The 19,020-nt window shown below is 72.9% G+C and carries 17 protein-coding genes; 6 read left to right on the top strand and 11 right to left on the bottom strand.

Annotated features, from left to right (window positions below):
- Positions 1-7: 7 nt before the first annotated feature.
- The 5 genes from ACF09C_RS29445 to ACF09C_RS29465 all read right to left on the bottom strand — a co-directional run bounded on the left by ACF09C_RS29445 (position 8) and on the right by ACF09C_RS29465 (position 3,997).
- Positions 8-844, bottom strand: a complete 837-nt coding sequence (locus ACF09C_RS29445; RefSeq protein ID WP_392095838.1) for a hypothetical protein — start codon at positions 842-844, stop codon at positions 8-10.
- Between the two features lie 116 nt (positions 845-960).
- Positions 961-1,356, bottom strand: a complete 396-nt coding sequence (locus ACF09C_RS29450; RefSeq protein WP_392095839.1) for an SHOCT domain-containing protein — start codon at positions 1,354-1,356, stop codon at positions 961-963.
- Between the two features lie 275 nt (positions 1,357-1,631).
- On the bottom strand, positions 1,632-2,087 hold the full coding sequence (locus tag ACF09C_RS29455; protein ID WP_392095841.1) for a peroxiredoxin: 456 nt from the start codon (positions 2,085-2,087) through the stop codon (positions 1,632-1,634).
- Between the two features lie 96 nt (positions 2,088-2,183).
- Positions 2,184-2,753, bottom strand: a complete 570-nt coding sequence (locus ACF09C_RS29460) for a PadR family transcriptional regulator (RefSeq protein WP_392095843.1) — start codon at positions 2,751-2,753, stop codon at positions 2,184-2,186.
- A 41-nt stretch (positions 2,754-2,794) separates the two neighbouring features.
- Complete coding sequence (locus ACF09C_RS29465) at positions 2,795-3,997, bottom strand: FAD-dependent monooxygenase (RefSeq protein WP_392095844.1); 1,203 nt, start codon at positions 3,995-3,997, stop codon at positions 2,795-2,797.
- Between the two features lie 197 nt (positions 3,998-4,194).
- Here ACF09C_RS29465 and ACF09C_RS29470 point away from each other — a divergent pair, with 197 nt between their 5' ends.
- From ACF09C_RS29470 to ACF09C_RS29485, 4 genes are all read left to right on the top strand, one after another.
- Entirely contained in the window at positions 4,195-4,722 is a 528-nt protein-coding gene (locus ACF09C_RS29470) for a TetR/AcrR family transcriptional regulator (RefSeq protein WP_392096063.1), read from the top strand.
- Between the two features lie 62 nt (positions 4,723-4,784).
- Complete coding sequence (locus ACF09C_RS29475; RefSeq protein ID WP_392095845.1) at positions 4,785-5,579, top strand: ArsR/SmtB family transcription factor; 795 nt, start codon at positions 4,785-4,787, stop codon at positions 5,577-5,579.
- A gap of 144 nt (positions 5,580-5,723) precedes the next feature.
- On the top strand, positions 5,724-7,079 hold the full coding sequence (locus ACF09C_RS29480) for an Ig-like domain-containing protein (RefSeq protein WP_392095846.1): 1,356 nt from the start codon (positions 5,724-5,726) through the stop codon (positions 7,077-7,079).
- Positions 7,080-7,134: 55 nt separating this feature from the next.
- Positions 7,135-7,440, top strand: coding sequence for a CU044_2847 family protein (locus ACF09C_RS29485; protein ID WP_392095847.1), 306 nt, complete (start codon positions 7,135-7,137; stop codon positions 7,438-7,440).
- 106 nt (positions 7,441-7,546) lie between these two features.
- Here ACF09C_RS29485 and ACF09C_RS29490 read toward each other — a convergent pair whose 3' ends face one another.
- From ACF09C_RS29490 to ACF09C_RS29505, 4 genes are all read right to left on the bottom strand, one after another.
- Positions 7,547-10,048, bottom strand: coding sequence for an ATP-dependent Clp protease ATP-binding subunit (locus ACF09C_RS29490; protein ID WP_392095848.1), 2,502 nt, complete (start codon positions 10,046-10,048; stop codon positions 7,547-7,549).
- 168 nt (positions 10,049-10,216) lie between these two features.
- The gene (locus tag ACF09C_RS29495) at positions 10,217-11,668 is read right to left on the bottom strand and encodes a threonine/serine exporter ThrE family protein (RefSeq protein WP_392095849.1); all 1,452 of its coding nucleotides are present in this window, start codon (positions 11,666-11,668) and stop codon (positions 10,217-10,219) included.
- A 104-nt stretch (positions 11,669-11,772) separates the two neighbouring features.
- On the bottom strand, positions 11,773-12,435 hold the full coding sequence (locus ACF09C_RS29500) for a response regulator (RefSeq protein ID WP_392095851.1): 663 nt from the start codon (positions 12,433-12,435) through the stop codon (positions 11,773-11,775).
- A complete protein-coding gene (locus ACF09C_RS29505) occupies positions 12,410-13,582 on the bottom strand; it encodes a sensor histidine kinase (RefSeq protein WP_392095852.1) in 1,173 nt (390 codons plus the stop codon). Before ACF09C_RS29505 ends, ACF09C_RS29500 begins: the two co-directional genes overlap by 26 nt.
- Before the next feature lie 174 nt (positions 13,583-13,756).
- On the opposite strand from ACF09C_RS29505, the gene ACF09C_RS29510 reads away from it, so the two are divergent.
- Positions 13,757-16,045 (top strand): MMPL family transporter, encoded by a 2,289-nt coding sequence (locus tag ACF09C_RS29510; protein ID WP_392095853.1) that lies wholly within the window; start codon positions 13,757-13,759, stop codon positions 16,043-16,045.
- Positions 16,046-16,156: 111 nt separating this feature from the next.
- Here the strand turns inward: ACF09C_RS29510 and ACF09C_RS29515 are convergent, their stop codons facing one another.
- Entirely contained in the window at positions 16,157-17,824 is a 1,668-nt protein-coding gene (locus tag ACF09C_RS29515; RefSeq protein ID WP_392095855.1) for a PHB depolymerase family esterase, read from the bottom strand.
- A 194-nt stretch (positions 17,825-18,018) separates the two neighbouring features.
- On the opposite strand from ACF09C_RS29515, the gene ACF09C_RS29520 reads away from it, so the two are divergent.
- Positions 18,019-18,528 (top strand): tetratricopeptide repeat protein, encoded by a 510-nt coding sequence (locus ACF09C_RS29520; RefSeq protein WP_392096065.1) that lies wholly within the window; start codon positions 18,019-18,021, stop codon positions 18,526-18,528.
- A 31-nt stretch (positions 18,529-18,559) separates the two neighbouring features.
- On the opposite strand, the gene ACF09C_RS29525 is transcribed toward ACF09C_RS29520, so the two are convergent.
- Positions 18,560-18,877, bottom strand: coding sequence for a cupin (locus tag ACF09C_RS29525; RefSeq protein ID WP_392095856.1), 318 nt, complete (start codon positions 18,875-18,877; stop codon positions 18,560-18,562).
- Positions 18,878-19,020: the final 143 nt, after the last annotated feature.

The raw sequence follows: 19,020 nt of genomic DNA on the forward strand, positions 1-19,020 counted from the left end.
AGGGCGCCTAGGGACGGCGGGCGCGGCGCGACGAGCGGTGGTGTCTGAGCCACAGGCCGCCGACGATCAGGGGAGTGGCGACGAGCAGGAGGGCCAGCAGCGGCCAGCGCGCCCCGGAGAGCCGCAGGTCGGTGAAGACGATCAGGGTCACCCCGACGACCGGGACCAGGATCGACATCAGCGCCCGCAGGCCGGCCACCACCATGTCCGGCTGGAGTCGGCCGGTGCGGGGTGCCCGCTGGTCGCGGACGCCGAAGTAGAAGACGGTTGCCCGGTCCAGCAGGACGGTGGTGGCCCGGTGGTACGAGACCGCCATGTAGGGCAGCCACACCAGCGGCGCCACGAGTCCGGTCAGGAACACCGCGATCAGGAGCACCCACGAACCGATCCGGGCCACGCGGCCCCTTCCGCCGTCGTCCGGCGTCACGATGCCGAGGAGCCGGGCCATCCGCAGGACCAGGGTCCACAGTGCGGCAAGACGGCCGGGGCGGGGGCGGTCCTCGTCAGTGGTGTCGGTGGGCTCGGCCCTGGCCAGCAGACCGGTCAGGGCCGCCTCCGGGTCCGCGTACACCCCTTGCAGGACCAGTAGTTCGGCGGCGCGCTCGGGGGCGGTGGTGTCCCGGCCGTCGAGGCCCGCCAGTACGAGGATCGTCCGTGCCTGGAGCAGGAGCGCCCCGCAGAACGCGACGGGGATGAGCACCATGAACGGCCCGCCGACGAACGCCCCTTCGGCCGTGACCGCACGGCGTCCGCGCTCCGTGACCAGGGCCCTCAGCTCCTCGGGGGTCGCGTCCGGGCGCTCCGCGCGCAGCCGTTCCACGCTCCGGCCCGCCGACGGGCCCATGTGCCGCAGCGCGAAGGCGGCGAGCAGTTCGGGGAACCGGCCCGGTTCGGCCCGCGCGTCCCGCAGGAGCGAGCGAGAGAGCCCCGAGGCCGGTTCGTCCGGTGTGCCGTTCGTCGTCAGGACAGGACCTTGGCCTTCGCCTTCTCGAACTCCTCGTCCGTGATGGCGCCCTTGTCCTTGAGTTCGGCCAGTCTCGCCAGTTCGTCGGCGTGGCCCGTGCCTTCGCCCGTACCCGCCGTCTTGCGGATGTACGACTGGAACGCGGCCTCGTTCTCCTTGGCCTGCTTTAGGTCCCGCTGGGTCATGCTCTTGCCGCGCGCGATCACGTAGATCAGGACGCCGAGGTAGGGGATCAGAATGCACATGATCAGCCAGCCCGCCTTGGCCCAGCCGTTCAGCTCGTGGTCCCGGAAGATGTCCGTGATGACCTTGAACAGCAGGAACAGCCACATGATCCAGAGGAAGAACCAGAGCATGGTCCAGAAGACGTTGAGGAGAGGGTAGTCGTCCATTCCTGCACTCCGTTCCGGCCACGGCCACCGGAGGACCGGGCATACGAGCGAGTGTTGCCCAACCCTCGTCCGCCCGCATGTCGGCGAGCCCGCCGGCTCTCCGCGTGCGGGCCCGGCGGCCCCGTGGTCCGATGGGCGGGCGCCTACCCGCACGAAAGGGGTCCTCATGGGGCCGGTGGAATGTCTCGGACTCGCCCTCCCTGGGAGCGGCTGAAGGTCGCGGCCGTGACCGTGACCGCGATCGCCGACGCGTGATGCCGGATCGGTGCCCCGGATCAGGCGATGCGGGCCTTCAGCGCGGCGAGGGCGCGATCCGCGTGGACGCTCATGCGCAGCTCGCTGCGGACGACCTCCACGACCCGCCGGTCCTCGTCGATGACGAACGTGACCCGCTTCGTCGGTGCGAGCGAGAAGCCCCGCGTGACGCCGAAGCGGTCGCGGATCGTGCCCTCCGGGTCGGACAGCAGCGGATAGCCGAGCGAATGACGGTCGGCGAACTCCTGCTGCCGCGCGACACTGTCCGAGCTGATGCCGACCGGCTGCGCCCCGGCGGCCCGGAACTCGGCGGCCAGGTCACGGAAGTGGCAGGCCTCGGCCGTGCATCCGGCGGTCATGGCCGCCGGATAGAAGAAGAGCACGAGCGGCCCGTCCGCGAGGAGGCCGGCCAGCGAACGGGGCGTCCCCGTCTCGTCCGGAAGAGTGAAGTCCTCGACGATGTCACCGACGTTCATCAGTCCCGCCCCTTGTCTCCGACCGGCTCCTCCGGTCGACGACGGGTGACGCTACCGCAGGGTAGGGAGGGCCGTCACCGGCAGGGCCGCCGGACGTCAGGCCTGCTGGCGCGCTGCCTGTCGACTGTCCAGGATCGCGAGGACCTGCTCGCCCCAGCGCAGGTTCTCCTCCTCCAGGGAGCGGCCGCGCATCAGCGTCAGATACGGGCCGATCCGCTCCGCCTCGCGCAGGTACGTGGCCTCGTCGCGCCCGGCGAGCATCCACTCCCGGAGCCTCTCCCAGCGCGCGAGCTTGCCCCGAGCCCACTCCATCCGCTCCTGGACGAAGCCCCGTACGGCCTCGGTGTCGCCCGCGTCGCAGGCCTGCACCTGGACCATCAACTCGTCGCGGATCGCACTCGGACGCGGCGGCTTCGCCGTGTACGCCGTGAGGTCACGCCGGCCCGCTTCGGTGAGCGAGAACATCCGCTTGTTGGGGCGCCGTTCCTGCTCCACGACGCGGGCGGCGATCAGACCGGCCTCGGAGAGCCGGTCGAGCTCGCGGTAGAGCTGCTGCGGCGTGGCGGCCCAGAAGTTGGCCACGGACACGTCGAAGATCTTGGCCAGGTCGTATCCGGACGCCTCGCCCTCCAGGAGGGCCGCGAGGACAGCGTGCTTCAGGGACATCCGGACACGCTAGCAGCACCCTTGATCAGGCGGTTTCGCACCTATTCGGCAGCGCCCGACACCCGCGCGGACGGCGGCTCCGGCAGGCGCGGCGCCGTCCAGTCCGCGTGCCGCAGGATCATCCGGAGCGTGGCTCCCGACGGCGCGAGGCGCATGGCCGTGTTGCGCAGGGCCACGGCTCCTGGCGCGGAGAGCTGCTGGCCCATCCGGCCCGCCTTGCGGGCGGCGACCGTGACGGCCTGGGACCGCGGGCGCCGCGCGGCGTCGTACGCGCCCAGGGCGGTGTCGACGTCAGGGTTCCGCGCCAGCTCGGAGGCGAGGACGACGGCGTCCTCCAGGGCCTGGCAGGCGCCCTGCCCCAGGTTGGGAGTCATCGCGTGGGCGGCGTCGCCGAGCAGGGCGACCCGGCCGGAGACGAACGAGGGCAGCGGGGCCGCCAACTCGTGGATGTCGTGGTGGAGGACGGCCTCCGGGCGGGTGGCGTCGAGCAGTTCGGGGATCGGCCGGTGCCAGCCGGCGAACCGCTCCCGGAGCACCCGGAGCGGGTCGGGGTACCGGACCCCGGCGGGCGAGTTGAGGACCGCGTGCCACTCCGCGCGCCCGTCGGTGAAGGCGATGTGCCCGAACTCGGCGCCGTGCCCCCAGGTGATCTCGAAGTCCGAGGCGAGGTCGAGCGGCCGGTGGGTGAGGGCACGGAGCACGGTCGATCCGCTGTAGGCGGGTCCGGGATGGCCGGGGAAGAGCGCGGCCCGGGTGCGGCTGTTGACGCCGTCGGCGGCCACGACCAGATCGGCGCGGAACTCTCGGTCCGGGGCGCCCGCCGCCCGGACGTGGACCCGCCCCGGTTCCGTACGGTCCAGGTCCGTCACCTCGGCGCCGACGAGCAGGCACGCGGCCGGCAGGGCCTCGCGCAGGGAGCGGTGGAGCGTGGCACGCGGGATGCCGACGATGGGCGTCCCGAGGGCGCGTTCGAGGGCGGCACCGTCCATGCGGGCGAGCCAGGTCCCGTCCGGTGTGCGGGTGCCGCCGGTGTACTGGCCCCGCGCGGCGGCGCGCACGGCCGCGCCGACACCGAGGGCGTCGAGGGCGCGGATGCCGTTGGCGGCCAGTGAGATGCCGGCGCCCGCGTCCTCGCGGACGGGGGCGCGCTCCACGACCGTCACCTCCCAGCCGACGCGCCGCAGCCCGATGGCCGCGGCGAGCCCGCCGATGCCCGCGCCGACGACGACTGCGGTCTTCCCCATGGTGATCGTCCTCTCCGGTCCGTCCCACCGTCTTCTGCCGTCTTCTACAGGTGTAGAAGAATAGCGTGCCGTCTCTACAGGTGTAGAAAGAGGGGGTGACTGTCGACTCTCCCGATCCCTCCGCCCCGAGGCGTCCGGCCTCCGAGCGCCGCACCCTTCTCGCCGACGCCGCGCTCGGTGTGCTGGCCGACGCCGGGATGCGCGGGCTGACGCACCGCGCCGTGGACGCCGCCGCGGGTCTCCCGGCCGGCACCACCTCCGCGTACTACCGCACCCGTTCGGCCCTGCTCACCGCACTCGTCCGCAGGCTCGTCGATCTCGACCAGGCGGAACTGCGCGCCGCCGGGGAGCGCCTGCCCGAGCCGCGCTCGGCGGCCGAACTGGTCGATGCCGTGCTCGGGCTCGTCGCCGGGCGGCTCGCCGGGGAGGGGCGACGCCGCTCCCTCGCCCGGTACGCCTGTGCCGTCGAGAGCGTGCGCGACCCCGAACTCCGCGAAATCCTGGTTCCGAGGGAGAACCCGGGGCGCGACGCGGTCCGCCGCTTCCTCGCCGCTCAAGGGGTCGAGGATCCCGAGGGGCGCACCCTCGCGCTCCTCGCGTGCGTGGACGGCCTCGTGCTCGACCGGGTGGTCAGGGGCGGGAGCGTCTCGCTGGAGGAGGTGGAAGGCCTGGTGGTGGCGGCCCTGCGGCCCGCCCGGGGTGAGGGCGCGGCGGACGGTCGTTGACATGCAGCCGGAAGGCTGCCTATCGTAGAGGCAGCTAAAAGGCTGCATGTTGAGGTGGGGCGATGGACGAGGTGTTCAAGGCACTGGCCGATGCCAGTCGGCGACGGCTGCTCGACAGCCTGAACGCCCACAACGGTCAGACCCTGCGCGAACTCTGCGCCGGTCTCGACATGGCACGGCAGTCCGTCAGCAAGCACCTGGCGCTCCTGGAGGCGGCGGGGCTGGTGGTCACGGTGCGGCGGGGACGGGAGAAGCTGCACTACCTGAACGCCGCTCCGATCCACGCCATCGGGGACCGCTGGATGAGCCGGTACGCCCGCGAGCGCGTCAGCGCGCTCGCCGACCTGAAGTCAGCATTGGAGCAGAACCCGATGGACAGCAACGCGTTCGTCTACACCACCTACATCCGCACCACCCCCGAGGAGCTCTGGCAGGCCCTGACCGACCCGGCCTTCACCCGGCGCTACTGGGGCGTGGCCTTCGAGACGACCTGGACCGCCGGGTCCCCGATGGTCTGGGACGAGGGCGGTCGCAGAACGAGCGACCCCGAGCAGGTCGTCCTCGCCGCCGAGCCCGGCCGTCGGCTCTCGTACACCTGGCACACCTTCACGCCCGAGTGGGCGGAGGCGGTCGGCATCGGCGACGACGTGTACGCGAAGCTGGCCACGGAGCGCCGCTCCAAGGTGACCTTCGAGATCGAACCGGCAGGGGACACGGTCAAGCTCACCGTCGTGCACGACGACCTGGAGCCCGACGGCACCATGCGCGGCATGATCGGTGAGGGCTGGCCGGCCCTGCTCTCCAGCCTCAAGTCCCTGCTGGAGACGGGTGAGGAGTTGCCGGAACCCCCGCGCTGATCCGACCCGATTGGTTCATTCGAGTCGTCTCCCGGCCCTCTCCCGCGCCACGCCCGGTCGCTTGATCATCTTTTCTTCCCTTGATCGGATTTGATGCCCGGTATCCCGGTATCGCCACGGATCTGACGGGGAGGATGTCGCGTCGTGCCGTCACGCAGGAACATCAAGGGCTGGGGCGCGCTGTCGCTGGCCGTCGGGGCCGTTCTCGTCACGACCGCGGGCCACTGCCCGGCCGCACCGGGCCGACCGGGCCCCGCCACGGGTGCGACGGCCTCCCCGGGCTCGGCGCTCGTCACCGTCAGCGGCTGTGGGACGGGCGGCCCGTGCGCCCCCGCCCGCCACATCCTGCTGCTCTCCGGGACGTCGGCCCTGACGGGCCGGGCCTTCGCGCTCGACCGCCGCGAGACGGCCGGACCGGTCGGGATCACGCTCAGGACCCCCGGCAGGCTGACCGACGTCACGGTGACCGACCAGCGTGGACTCGGGGTCGCCGGCAGCGCGAGCCCGGACGGCACGCGCTGGACCATCGAGGGCGCGCTGCGCGCCGACGCCCGTTACACGGCGCGCCTGACCGTCGAGGAGCCCCGCCCGGGCGGTTCCGTACGGAGGGCGGCGCGGCTGGACTTCCGTACCGCCCGGGCACCGGCGGGGGAGCGGCTCACCGCGAGCTTCGGACCGTCGTCCGGACGGACGTACGGCGTCGGACAGCCGGTCACCGCCGAACTGAGCCACCCGGTGCCGGAGTCCGCCCCCGACGCCCGCCGCACCGTGGAACGCGCCCTCGTCGTCCGCTCCGAGCCCGCCGTCGAAGGTGCCTGGCACTGGGTGGGACCCACCACCCTGCACTACCGGCCGCGTGCCTACTGGCCCGCTCACGCCACCGTCCGGGTCCGCAGCGGACTCGACTCCGTACGGGTCGACGACCGGCTCCAGGGAGGCCCCTCGACGCCCCTCACCTTCACCACCGGAGACCGCCTGGAGGCCGTCACCGACGTGGCCTCCCTCCGGATGACCGTCCGGCGCAACGGCCGTGTCGTCCGCACCATCCCCGTCACCACCGGCAAGGCCGGCTACCGCACCCGCGGCGGCGTCAAGGTCGTCCTCGGCAAGGAGCCCCTGGTCCGGATGCGCGGCGACTCCATCGGCATCGCGCGCGGCAGCAGCGACTTCTACGACCTCAAGGTCCGCTGGGCGACCCGGGTCACCTGGAGCGGCGAGTACCTGCACGCGGCCCCCTGGTCAACGGACGTGCAGGGCAGCGAGAACGTCAGCCACGGCTGCACCGGCATGAGCACCGAGGACGCAGCCTGGTTCTTCCGCACCGTCCGTGAGGGCGACCTCGTCGAGGTGGTCAACGGCCACGGCGAACCGATGACCCCGTTCGGGAACGGGTACGGCGACTGGAACCTCACCTGGCCGGACTGGGAGCGCGGCAGCGCCCTCGCCGCGGGCCCCGGCCGCACCCGCCACGCCTCGGGAAGCCTGCTGCCCGCCCTGTGACCCCTCCTCGGTGATACTGGCGCTCTGTTCGCCAGCCACTGCGGAGGGGTCCGTGATGCGGGACATCACCAGGGTCGAGGTCGACGACGCCGTTCTCTACGTGGAGGCCGAGCGGCTCGGCCCGGACTCGGACCTCGAGGGCCTGGGCGACCGTGTCCCCGACCTCTCCGGGGTCACACGCGCCCTGTCCTCGTTCGCCGGCCAGCTCGGTCAGGCCCTGCACCAGGCGGCGCCCGACCGGGCCACCGTGGAGTTCGGCTGCGAACTCGGCCTGGACGCGGGCGGCCTGACCGCACTCATCGTCAAGGGCAGCAGCCACGCCAACCTGCGCGTGACCCTCGAATGGACCAAGTCCTCCTGATCCGGGCATGGCCGCAGGGCCTGAAGCGGGGGACAACACCCTTCAGGCCCCGCGGCGTTCGAGGGGCGGGCCGAGACGGCCCCGCGGCGGACCGGGACGGCCCGGATCAGGCCGAGGCGGTCTCGGCGGACCTCACCCGGCACACCAGGGCGTCGTTCTGGACGTCCGCCACGATCGTGTCGCCGGGATCGGCCTCACCGCCGAGGAGCAGGTCCGCGATCCGGTTGTCCAGCTCCGCCTGGATCGTCCGGCGCAGCGGACGGGCGCCGAACTCCGGCTGGTGACCGTGGGCGACGAGCAGCTTCTTCGCCGCCTCCGTCACTTCCAGTTCCAGCCCCTGGGCACGGACCCGGCGTTCGCTCTGCCGCAGCAGCAGATCGAGGATGTCGCCGAGATCGTCCTCGCCCAGACCGTGGAAGATGATCGTCTCGTCGATGCGGTTGAGGAACTCCGGAGTGAAGTAGCCGCGCAGATCCTGCTTCAGGTCCTCGCGGATCTCCGAGACGTCACCGTGGTGGGCCAGGATCCGCTGCGCGCCGATGTTCGACGTCATGATGACCACGCAGTGCCGGAAGTCGACCGTCCGGCCCTGCGCGTCCGTCAGCCGACCGTCGTCCAGGACCTGGAGCAGCGTGTTGAAGACGTCCGGGTGGGCCTTCTCCACCTCGTCGAAGAGCAGCACGCTGTACGGCTGACGGCGCACCTTCTCCGTGAGCTGGCCCGCCTCCTCGTGACCGACGTATCCGGGCGGGGCGCCGACAAGACGCGAGACGGTGTGTTTCTCCTGGAACTCGCCCATGTCGAAGCGGATCATCCGGCCCTCGTCGCCGAAGAGCAGCTCCGCCAGCGCCTTCGCCAGCTCGGTCTTGCCGACACCCGTCGGACCGAGGAAGAGGAAGGAGCCCACCGGGCGGTTCGGGTCGCCCATGCCCGCCCGGTTGCGGCGCACGGCCTGGGCGATGGCCGTGACGGCCTCGTCCTGGCCCACCACCCGGCTGTGCAGGGCGTCCTCCAGCTTGAGCAGTTTCTCCTTCTCGCTCTGCGTCATCTGTGCCACGGGGATTCCGGTACGGCGCGACAACACCTCCGCGATGTCGTCGACCGTCACCTCCATCACGCCCTCGCGCCGCTCCACGAGCCCGGCCAGCTCACCCTCGAGCCGGGCGATGTCCTGCTTGTACTCGTTCGCCTTCTCGAAGTCCTCGGCCGCGACCGCCTCGTCCTTCTCGCGGCGCAGCTTCGCCAGCCGGTCCTCGCGGTCGACCACCTCGGTCGACTTGCCCAGCGAGCGCAGCCGCACCCGGGCTCCGGTCTGGTCCATCAGGTCGATGGCCTTGTCGGGCAGGAAACGGTCGGAGACGTAACGGTCGGACAGCTCCGCGGCCGCCGCCAGCGCGGCGTCGCTGTAGCGGACCTGGTGGTGGGCCTCGTAGGAGTCCCGCAGCCCCTCCAGGATCTGGACGGTCTCCGGGACCGAGGGCTCAGGGATCAGCACGGGCTGGAAGCGCCGTTCCAGCGCCGCGTCCTTCTCCACGTACCGCCGGTACTCGTCGATCGTGGTCGCGCCGACCAATTGCAGCTCGCCGCGGGCGAGAGCCGGCTTGAGCATGTTGCCCGCGTCCATCGCGCCCTCACCGGTCGCGCCCGCGCCGACCACGGTGTGCAGTTCGTCGATGAAGAGCACGGTCGACTCCGCGTCGGCCTTGACCTCGTCGATGACGTTCTTCAGCCGTTCCTCGAACTGGCCGCGGTACTGGGCTCCGGCGACGAGCCCGGACAGGTCCAGGGCGATGACCCGCTTGCCCTCGAGGGTCTTGGGCACCTCACCCGCCACGATCCGCTGGGCAAGGCCCTCGACGATGGCGGTCTTGCCCACGCCCGGCTCACCGATGAGCACCGGGTTGTTCTTCGCGCGGCGGGAGAGGATCTCGACGGTCTGCTCGATCTCCTCGGCCCGCCCCACCACCGGGTCGAGCTTCCCGGCCTTCGCCTCCTCCGTCAGGTCCCGGCCGTACTCGTCGAGCGTCGGCGTCCTGCTCTCCGGCTTCGCCGCCGGGGCACCGTCCGCCCGCGCCGCCCGGTCGGCCGTGGACCGCAGGCCCCCGACGTCCGTCCCGTACGCCGTCAGCAGCTTCGCCGCGGCCGAGTGGGGGTCGTCGAGCAGGGCGCCGAGGACGTGCTCGGGTCCGATGTACGAGACCCCTGACTCCTGCGAGCGCTCGTACGCCCGGAGCAGCACGCGCTTGGCCGCCGGGGTGAGCCCCGGCTCCGCCGAAGGCATGCCGCTCTCACCCGGGAGCACCTCGGCGATCGAGGCGGCCAGCCGGTCGGGGTCGGCGCCGGACTGGGCGAGCAGGGCACGGGCCGGGTCGATCTGGGTGCAGGCCCACAGCAGGTGCTCGGTGTCCAGGTCGGCGCTGCCGTCCTCGGCGGCGCGGGCGGAGGCCCGGCCGATCAGCTCCCGTGCGGAGTCCGTCAGGAGCCGGCCGATCGGCACGCGCTGGACCGCCGGGGGCGAGGCGGCGGGCGACATCCCGAAGAAGCGGTTGAGCAGGTCGTTGAAGGGGTCCGGTCCGCCGTACGAGGAGCCGAAGGGAGACATGGTCATGTGGGGCCGTCCAGGTGCGTCGACGTCCGGGCAGGGCCGTGCATCCTCACTGGACCAGATACCGGCTGCCCCCACCCGGCGAGGCCCGGCTACGGAGCGTGGCCCCGAGCGGCCGCGACGCGTCGGCGTGCGGCTTCAGCGCGCTTCGGGCGCCCGGACGTCCACGCCCTAGGGCCCGCCGATCGGGTGAGCGACGGAGCCGGGATCCTGCCGGTCGCCGCTCGGCTCTTGGCTTCCCCCGCTCGGCTCGTGGCTTCCGCCGCTCGGCGCCGGCTCGCCGATCGCCGGTTCGCCCACCAGGAGTCGGGGGCGGCGCTGCAGGCCCGCGCCGACGAGGACGCCGAGCGCGATGGCCGCGACGGTGATCACGGTCTCCACGAGATTGGAGAGCCCGGCCGTGCCGCGCTCCACGATGAGCTCCGAGACGCTCGTGAGACCGACGGCGCCGGGCACGAGCAGCCAGAAGCAGGGCAGGAACACCACCTGGTCCGGGGTGCGTGAGCGGCGCTCGATCCAGCCCGCCATCGGTGGCAGCAGCATCCCCGCGGCGAACGCCCCGAACGTCGACCCGGCCAGGTCCGTCGCCGCCGACTGCACGAACCGCTCGAGGAGCAGCGCGCCGAGGAGCCACCCGGCGACCCGGGGCGGCGCGGAGAAGTACAGCAGGAACCCGAGACCGAGGAGCAGCACCCCCACCCAGGGCGCCCACGCGCCGAGCGTCTCCGACGGCGGGCCGCCGCGCGGCCGGGGCCGCACCAGCTCGGTGCCGACCAGGATGCCGAGCGCGAGGAGCAGCAGCACGTTGACCGCGCCCGCGAGCCGGGCGATGCCCGACAGGGCGGCTCCGGTGGCGAGTTCGATCGCGCCGAGCGTCAGGGCGGCGCCCGGCAGGAACGCGATCAGCGGCGGCACGTAGAGCACGGTCGGCACCTCGTGCAGCAGCGGCCCCGCCCAGCGCAGCGAGACCGTGGTCACCAGGATGGCGGCGACGACCGGCAGGGCGGTGCGCGCGGCGGGCAGCCGGTCCCCGAAGAGCCGCAGCAGACCGACCCCGGCGCCGAGCACCGCGTAGCCCACGACCGCCGCCACCGTGGCGTGCCTCATCACCCCGAGTCCCACGGTGAGCAGGACGTAACCGAGCACGGTGGCGGCCGGGCTGAACCGTTCCGGCTGCTCCCGCTCCGCGCGCAGCGCCCTCCGGACGTCCGCGAAGGGCATCGCCTCCCCGCGCATCCGGTCCACCAGGGAGTGCAGCGTCTGCACCTGGTCCAGGCGCAGGGCGGGCCCTTCGACCGGGGCGAAGTCCAGCTCCCCGCCCCGCCCGTCGGGCCCGCCGCCGACCCGGACGAAGAGACCGGTCGGTACGACGAAGCAGCGGGCCCGCATGCCGTACCGGGCCGAGATGTCACGCAGCACGCGCTCCACCTCCGCCGTCCGCTCGCCGGCCCGCAGCAGCTCGGACCCCAGCTCGCACAGGAGCGCGGCCAGGTCGCGCAGCCGCTCCCGCTCGACGTCGTCCGCCTCCGGCAGGGTGACCGTGGCCGTGCGCCCTCTCCGCCAGGGCAGGAGCGCCGCCACCCGGCGGAGGAGCCCGCGCACGTCGAGGCGCGGTGCCGTCATCGGGCCTCGCCCTTGCCGCCGATCCGTCCCATTCGCGCAACGTAACAGCGGGACCGCAGCCGTGCCCCGAGCGGCACGCGCGCGTGCCGCCGACGCCACCCGGCTCAGGTTCCGGGGAGGATACGGCGCGTTTCGTAGGCCCACATGGCGATCTCGACCCGGTTGCGGGCGCCGAGTTTGGCCATCAGGCTGGCCAGATGCGTCTTCACCGTGCTGAGGCTGATGTGGAGTGCATCGGCGATCTCGGTGTTGGTCAGCCCGCGAGCGACGGCGAGGAGCACCTGCTCCTCGCGCGCGGTGACGGGGGAGACCGGCTGGGCGGCGGGCCGGCCGGCGGGCAGGTCCGCGAAGGCCTGGAGCAGACGGACGGTGACACTGGGCGCGATGAGCGCCTGACCGTCGGACGCGGATCGTACGGCCTGGGCCAGAAGGTCGGGTCCCGTGTCCTTGAGGAGGAATCCGCGGGCGCCGGCCCGCAGCGCGCCGTAGACGTACTCGTCGAGGTCGAACGTGGTGATGACGACCACGGCCAGCGGGTCGGCGACGCCGGGGCCGGCGACCAGCCGGGTGGCCTCGAGTCCGTCGAGTACGGGCATGCGGATGTCGAACAGGCAGACGTCGGGGCGTAGTTCGCGGGCCAGACGTACCGCCTCCCGCCCGTCGGCGGCCTCGCCGACCACCTCGATGCCGGGCTGGGCGTTCAGCATGATCCGCAACCCGGTGCGGATGATCGTCTGGTCGTCAGCGACGAGGATGCGAATGGACACCGCTCTCGCTCCTCGCTGTCGGCAGTTCGGCTTCGACATGCCAGCCCCGGTCGGAACCCGGGCCGGCTCGTAGTGTGCCGCCGAGCAGGGTCGCGCGCTCGCGCAGTCCGGTGAGGCCGTATCCGTCGCGACCCCGGCCGGTGCGCCGGCCGTTGTCGCGCACGCTCACCCGTACCGTGTGCCGTTCGGCGGCGACCCGGACGACGACCTCGGTCGCGTCGACCGCGTGACGCAGCGCGTTGGTCACCGACTCCTGCACGATCCGGTAGACGGCCGCGTCCACGGCCGGGGACAGCGCGTCCAGCTCGCCGTCGAGCCCCAGGTCGACCCTGAGGCGACCACCCGGGGTGCGCACCAGGCGCTCCAGATCCGCGACCCCGGCAGGGGGCGCCAGCTCGGCGCCGACCCCGCGGTCGCGCAGCGCGGCGACCATGGCGCGCATCTCCTCCAGCGTGCGCGCTCCTTCCTCCTCGACCCCCTCCAGGGCTTCGACGGCGGCGGACGGGTCGGTGCCCGCGAGCACCCGGCCCGCTTGGGCGGTGATCACCATGGCCGACACGTGATGGGCCACCGTGTCGTGCAGTTCCCGGGCGAGCTGCTCGCGCTCGCGGGAGCGCACCTGCTCCAACTGCCGCTCGCCGGCGGTCACCCGGAACCGCACGGCAGCTCCGACCACGCCGGGCAGCAGCAGGAAGACGTAGCCCACGACCTTCTCGACGACCGGGGCCGGGTCCACGACGACACACACCGCGCCGACCACGAGGATCACCGCGCCGCCCAGCACGATCTCCCGTCCCGATCCCCACCGGGGCAGCGCGTACACCAGCACGAGCACGACCACGCCGGTGTACAGGCCGACGGACTCGCGCGGTGCGGCGACGAGCGAGGCCACCGGAAGCAGGACCACCGAGCCGAACGCCAGCGTCACCACCGCCAGCGGGTGGGTCCGGCGCCACAGGGGCAGCAGGCACAGCCATACGGCGAGCACCACCGCCACCGGCCGCCACACGACGTCCTCGCGCAGGGTGGCCTCCAGCGCCACACCGGCAAGGCCCGCCGCGAGCAGTGCCCAGTCCCGCCGCACCCGGGCGGGCGCGCCGGGCGGCCGGGGTTCGGTCCACAGGGTTCGCAGGTCGTCTCGGAGCACGTTCTCAGCCTACGGACCGCGGCGTGTCGCGCATCGGCCGAAAGGACGGGTCGCCACTCCGCCCCGGGGCCGACGGATCCGCGGCCCGCGGGCCGATGCCGCCGAGCGCCGTGGCGACGAGCCTCGGTATCGGCGGCCGTACAAGGACGGCCGGCGAGGTGGTTGGAGGACCCGATGCTCTCGAAAGCCCTGTTGCGCCTGGGCGCAAGCGCCGCCCGCCATCCCTGGCGGGTGATCGCGGCATGGCTGATCGCCGCCACGCTCGCCGTGCTCGCCGCCGTCGCCGTCGGCGGGCGGACCGCGGACTCGATGACCGCTCCGGGACTGGACTCCCAGCGGGCCGCGGAACTGATCGAGCGGGCCGGCACCGGCCAGGAGGGGATGACCGCCCAAGTGGTCGTCACCCCCGGCGACAACGGTGCGACGTTCTTCGCCGACGACGGCGCTCGCACCGCTCTCACGCGGCTGCAGACCGAGGTGAGGCGGCTGCCGCACGTGCTCGGCACGAGCGACCCGGCGCGGGCACTCGACGCGGGCGGGGACACCGCTGTGCGCGACGGCCTCGTCTCGGCCGACGGGCGGATCGCGGTCGTCCGGGTCCAGTACCCCGACCAGAGCCTGCTGTCGGCCGAAGACCTCGACGCCCTGGTCGATCTCGGCGACCGGCTGCGCGCCGAACTGCCCCTGCGCATCGAGATGGGCGGGAACCTCTTCTACGCCTTCTCCGACCCCGACGGCGGCACGAGCGAGCTGATCGGCCTCCTCGCCGCGGCCGCGATCCTGTTCCTGGCGTTCGGTTCGCTCGTCGCCGCCGCGCTGCCGATCGGCATGGCGGTCTTCGGGCTGACCGTCGGGGTCGCCACGATGACGGTAGTGGCGGGGGTGACGGAGGTCCCCACCTTCGCACCGGTCCTGGGCAGCATGGTCGGGCTCGGAGTGGGCATCGACTACGCGCTGTTCGTGCTCGCCAGGCACCGGGAGTACCTCGCGCGCGGGCTCGATCCGCAGGCGGCGGCCGGACGAGCGGTGGCCACGGCGGGGCGGCCGGTGGTCTTCGCGGGCGGCACCGTCGTCGTGTCGATCCTCGGCCTGGCGGTCGCGAACGTGCCGTTCATGACGGTGGGAGGGTTTGCCGTCTCGATCGTCGTCCTGACGATGGTGCTCGCGTCGGTGACGCTGCTGCCGGCCTTCCTCGGTGTGGCCGGCCCGCGGCTGGGCCGGGCCGGCCGGATCGGCCGGGCTCTTCGGGCCGGGCGGTCGGGCCGCCCCGGCCGACGGCGGGACACTGCGGCGGACGCCGTCGCCGCCGCCGGGTGGCGGCGCTGGCTCGGGCACGTCGGCCGGCACCCCGTGCCGTACGCGGTCGGCGCGGCGGCGCTGCTGCTGACGGCGGCGCTGCCCGTGCTCGGCCTGCGCGTCGGCCTGCCGGACGACGGCTCACTGCCGCAGAGCCGTACCGAGCGCCGGGCCTACGACCTCGTCGCCGAGGGCTTCGGGCCGGGCACCAACGGTCCCCTCGTCATCGCCGCGGACCCCGCCGGTGATCCGGGAGTGCTGGACCGGCTCGGCGCGACGGTCGCGGCGGATCCGGGCATCGCGTCCGTCGCGCCGACGCGCATCGACCGGGCCACCGGCATCGCGACCCTCGTGGTGTTCCCGACGACCAGCCCCCAGGACAAGGCCACGGCCGACACCATCGCCCGCCTGCGCGCCGACGTGCTGCCCACGGCGATCGGGAACAGCCCGGCCAGGGCCCACGTCGGCGGCGCCGCCGCGAGCCTGTCCGACGTGGGCCAACGCACCAGCCAACGCCTGCCGGCGCTCGTCGCCGCCGTGCTCGCGATGTCGTTCCTGCTGCTGATGCTGGTCTTCCGCTCGGTCGTCGTACCGCTCAAGGCGGTACTGCTGAATCTGCTGAGCATCGGCGCGGCCTACGGCATCATGGTCGCGGTCTTCCAATGGGGCTGGGGAGGCGCACTCATCGGGCTGGAAGCGACGGTTCCGATCGTGTCGTTCATCCCGATGTTCCTCTTCGCCATCCTGTTCGGCCTCTCGATGGACTACGAGGTGTTCCTCCTCTCCCGCGTACGCGAGGAGTACCTGCGCACCGGCGACAACCGCACGGCGATCGTCGAGGGCGTCTCGGGCACCGCCCGGATCATCACCTCGGCCGCCCTCATCATGGTGGCGGTCTTCCTGTCCTTCGCCGTCGCCGAGGACCCCTCCACCAAGATGTTCGGGCTCGGCCTGGCCACCGCGATCTTCATCGACGCCACGGTCGTACGCATGGTGCTGGTCCCCGCGACCATGACCCTCCTCGGCCGGACCAACTGGTGGCTGCCGAAGTGGCTGGACCGGACGCTTCCCCGCGGCCCGGTCGGCACCGACGACACCGACGCCGAATCCACGGGTGAGACCCCGCGTCCGCGGCCGGTGGACCGGTCGACGGGCATGGCCCGGTGAACTCTCCATCCGCGTCGATCAGTTGCACTCGGGTCAGGTAGGACCGTCCATCGGACCGGACCGTGCCACGAAGGCACAACCCGGTCCGATGACCACGACTCGACACGCGCCCTAGCGGTACTCCACCGTCAGCGTCACCGGGGTGTCCTTGTTCACGAAGAGGTACGCGGTCGAGACCGGAGCCGCCTCGAAGGCAAGCCGCACCTGGGTCGTGCCACCGCGGTTGAGCGCCGCGAGGGCGGTCCCGGACAGGTCCGTCGAGGTGGCCGAACCGGAGGAGAAGGCAGCGATCGACGCCCCGCCCGCCACGGTCGGCGGCGCCGACCAGTCGGAGGACTCGACGGCGCACCCGCCGAAGCAGCCCGTCGTCACGTCCACCAGCAGCCTGTTGCCCGCGGGGGACGCCCACGGGTCGCCCGAGCCGCTGCTGCGCGCCACCGTCAGATAGGCGCGAGTGACCTCCTTGCCCGCCGGGATCGCGGACGTGTCGAAGGAGAGCAGCGTCCGGTTCACCTTGCCGTCCGTGCCCCGGCCGAGGGCGAGCCCGTAGGTGTCCTCCAGCGTGCCCACCGCAGCGCCCGAACCGTCGGCCGCGGCCTTCACATAGCCGTCCTGCGCGTCCACGCTCGACAGCGTCACCCGGTCGCCCGCGGGCGGGGGAGTGGAACCGCGCAGCGCCCGCACCATCCCCATGATCGCCTCGATCTGCTTGCCGCCGTGCCGGGCGTACGCGGAGTCGCCGAGATAACCCCACCAGTTCCAGCAGCCGTTGGGGTTCTCCAGCGTGCCCGTCGCCGCCGCCTGCGGGTACAGCACGATCATGTCGTTGGTGTCGGCGTACTCGTTGAGGTACGCCCGGTCGACGAACTGGGTCCCGAAGCCCTGGTAGCCGTACCCCTGCTTGCAGCCGTGCAGTGCCACCATCAGCGAGCAGGTCGCGCCGTCGGAGCAGGACTTCGGGACGTAGACGAAGCCCTCGGCGCCGAGCGACAGCGCCGCCGCGGAGCCGCCCGGAGCGTAGCCGTTCTGGTCGAAGCGGATCAGCGAGCCGCCGGGGGCGGTGCTCGGCGCGGCGACGGACCCCCGCAGATGGCCGAGGAGGTCCCGCTCCGCGTCGAAGCCGCAGTTGTTGATGTACGGACTCTGCGTGACCGTGCAGGAATTGGGGCCGAGCGGGCTGATCCAGGCATGGCCGGCCGCCGTGGAGCGGTCGTAGCGCACCTGGGCGCCGAACCGGCCGTAGTAGTCGGCCAGCGCGTCCGCGACCGGCCGCTTCACCGTCGCGTCGCCCGAGCCGCTGAAGACGTACACCGGATCGCCCGCCAGGTTCGCCACCGGGTCGACGAGTCCCTGTGAGGACCAGGTCCTGGTCGTCTGCTCCAGCTGCGCGAGCTGAAGGTCCTGCGTGGTGTTCATACAGGCGTTGAGGGCGGTGGAGAGCGTGTTCTGCGCGCAGTTGTACGGACCGGAGGCGAACACCGCCGAGCCGCTGAACGTGCCCGAGTACGCCACGTGGAGCTGTGTGGCCATGTAGCCGCCCGAGGAGATCCCGGAGCTGTAGACGGCGTCGACGGCGTACGGCGTGAGCTGCCCGGGCACGGGCGCGAGGGCGGCGGGCGCGGCGGGTGCGGCGACCGACGTGCCGGAGGGGCCGGCGGGTCCGGCGGCCACCGCCGGAGTCGCGGCCGGGAACAGGGCGGTGGCGGCGAACAGCAGCAGGGCTGTCAGCCTGCGGGTCCCCCGTGGCCCGCGTGGACGGAGGGGGCGGACGGTACGCATGGGATCTCCCGGCGGCTCGGGCCAGGCCAACGGCATGGCGGGTGGTTGCCGGGAGAGTAGGGGCGGGCCGCGCGGGTGCCCTATGGGCCGGGCAGCCACAACCGGCCGCATGGAGTATGGCGTTCCGTCACCTGGCAGCCCCCGCCCGCCACTCCACGGCGACCTGCGAGGATGCGTGCATGAACACCACCCCCATGAGCGACGACGAGCGGAACGTCCTGCTGGCGGCTGCGGTCGGACTGCGCGAGCAGGGCCGCCCCGAGGACGCGAGGGAGCGGCTGCTGGAGCTCGCCGTGCGGCGTCCCGACGACGCCGAGGTGGCGTACCAGACGGCCTGGGCGCACGACGTGCTCGGCCTTGAGGCCGAGGCCGTCCCCCACTACCGGCGCGCCCTGGCGGCGACCGGCGCCGCCGGCCTCACCGAGGAGGACCGCCGGGGCGCGCTCCTCGGCCTCGGCAGTACCTTCCGCACCCTCGGCCGGTACGAGGAGGCTGTCGCCACCCTGCGCGGCGCGGTCGAGGAGTTCCCCGCCGACGGCGCCCTGCGCACCTTCCTTGCGATGGCCCTGTACAACACCGGTGACCACCACGAGTCGACGCGGCTGCTCCTGACGCTCCTCGCGACGACCAGCGACGATCCGTCCGTACAGCGGTACCGACGGGCCATCGAGCACTACGCCGAGGACCTCGACGCGACCGAGTGAACCTGGCCGCACGCGGCGACCGCCCGGCGGCTCAGTCGTTGACGGCGGTCAGCAGGACGACGGCGTCCTCGAGGGCTACCAGGCCGTGCCGTTCCTTGGGGATCATCTTCAGCTCGCCCGCCGACAGCTCGTCGGACCACCCCGCGGTCGTCAGCCTCACCCGACCCCGCAGCACCATCAGGCTCGCCGCCGGGGGCGCGTTGTGCTCGTCGAGCGCGGTTCCGGACAGCAGGGCGATCACGCTCTGCCGGAGCACCCCGTCGTGCATCACCACCTGGGCGCTGCGGCCGTGCGGGGCGTCGCGCGCGGCGGCCAGATGCTCGTCGGCGAGGACTGCGAGATCCTTCATCGTCTCTCCCTGCGGGGTACGCGGGTGTGAGTCCCAGCCTCGCGCCTGTCCCGCGCGCCGCAACTCGGAGCGGCCGTCCGCCGCCCGACCGTCGCCACTCCCGCGAACGCCGACAGCAGCGCCCCGGGCAGGCCCGGTACCCG

The organism is Streptomyces sp. NPDC014870 (genome assembly GCF_043081505.1).
Taxonomy (GTDB): domain Bacteria; phylum Actinomycetota; class Actinomycetes; order Streptomycetales; family Streptomycetaceae; genus Streptomyces.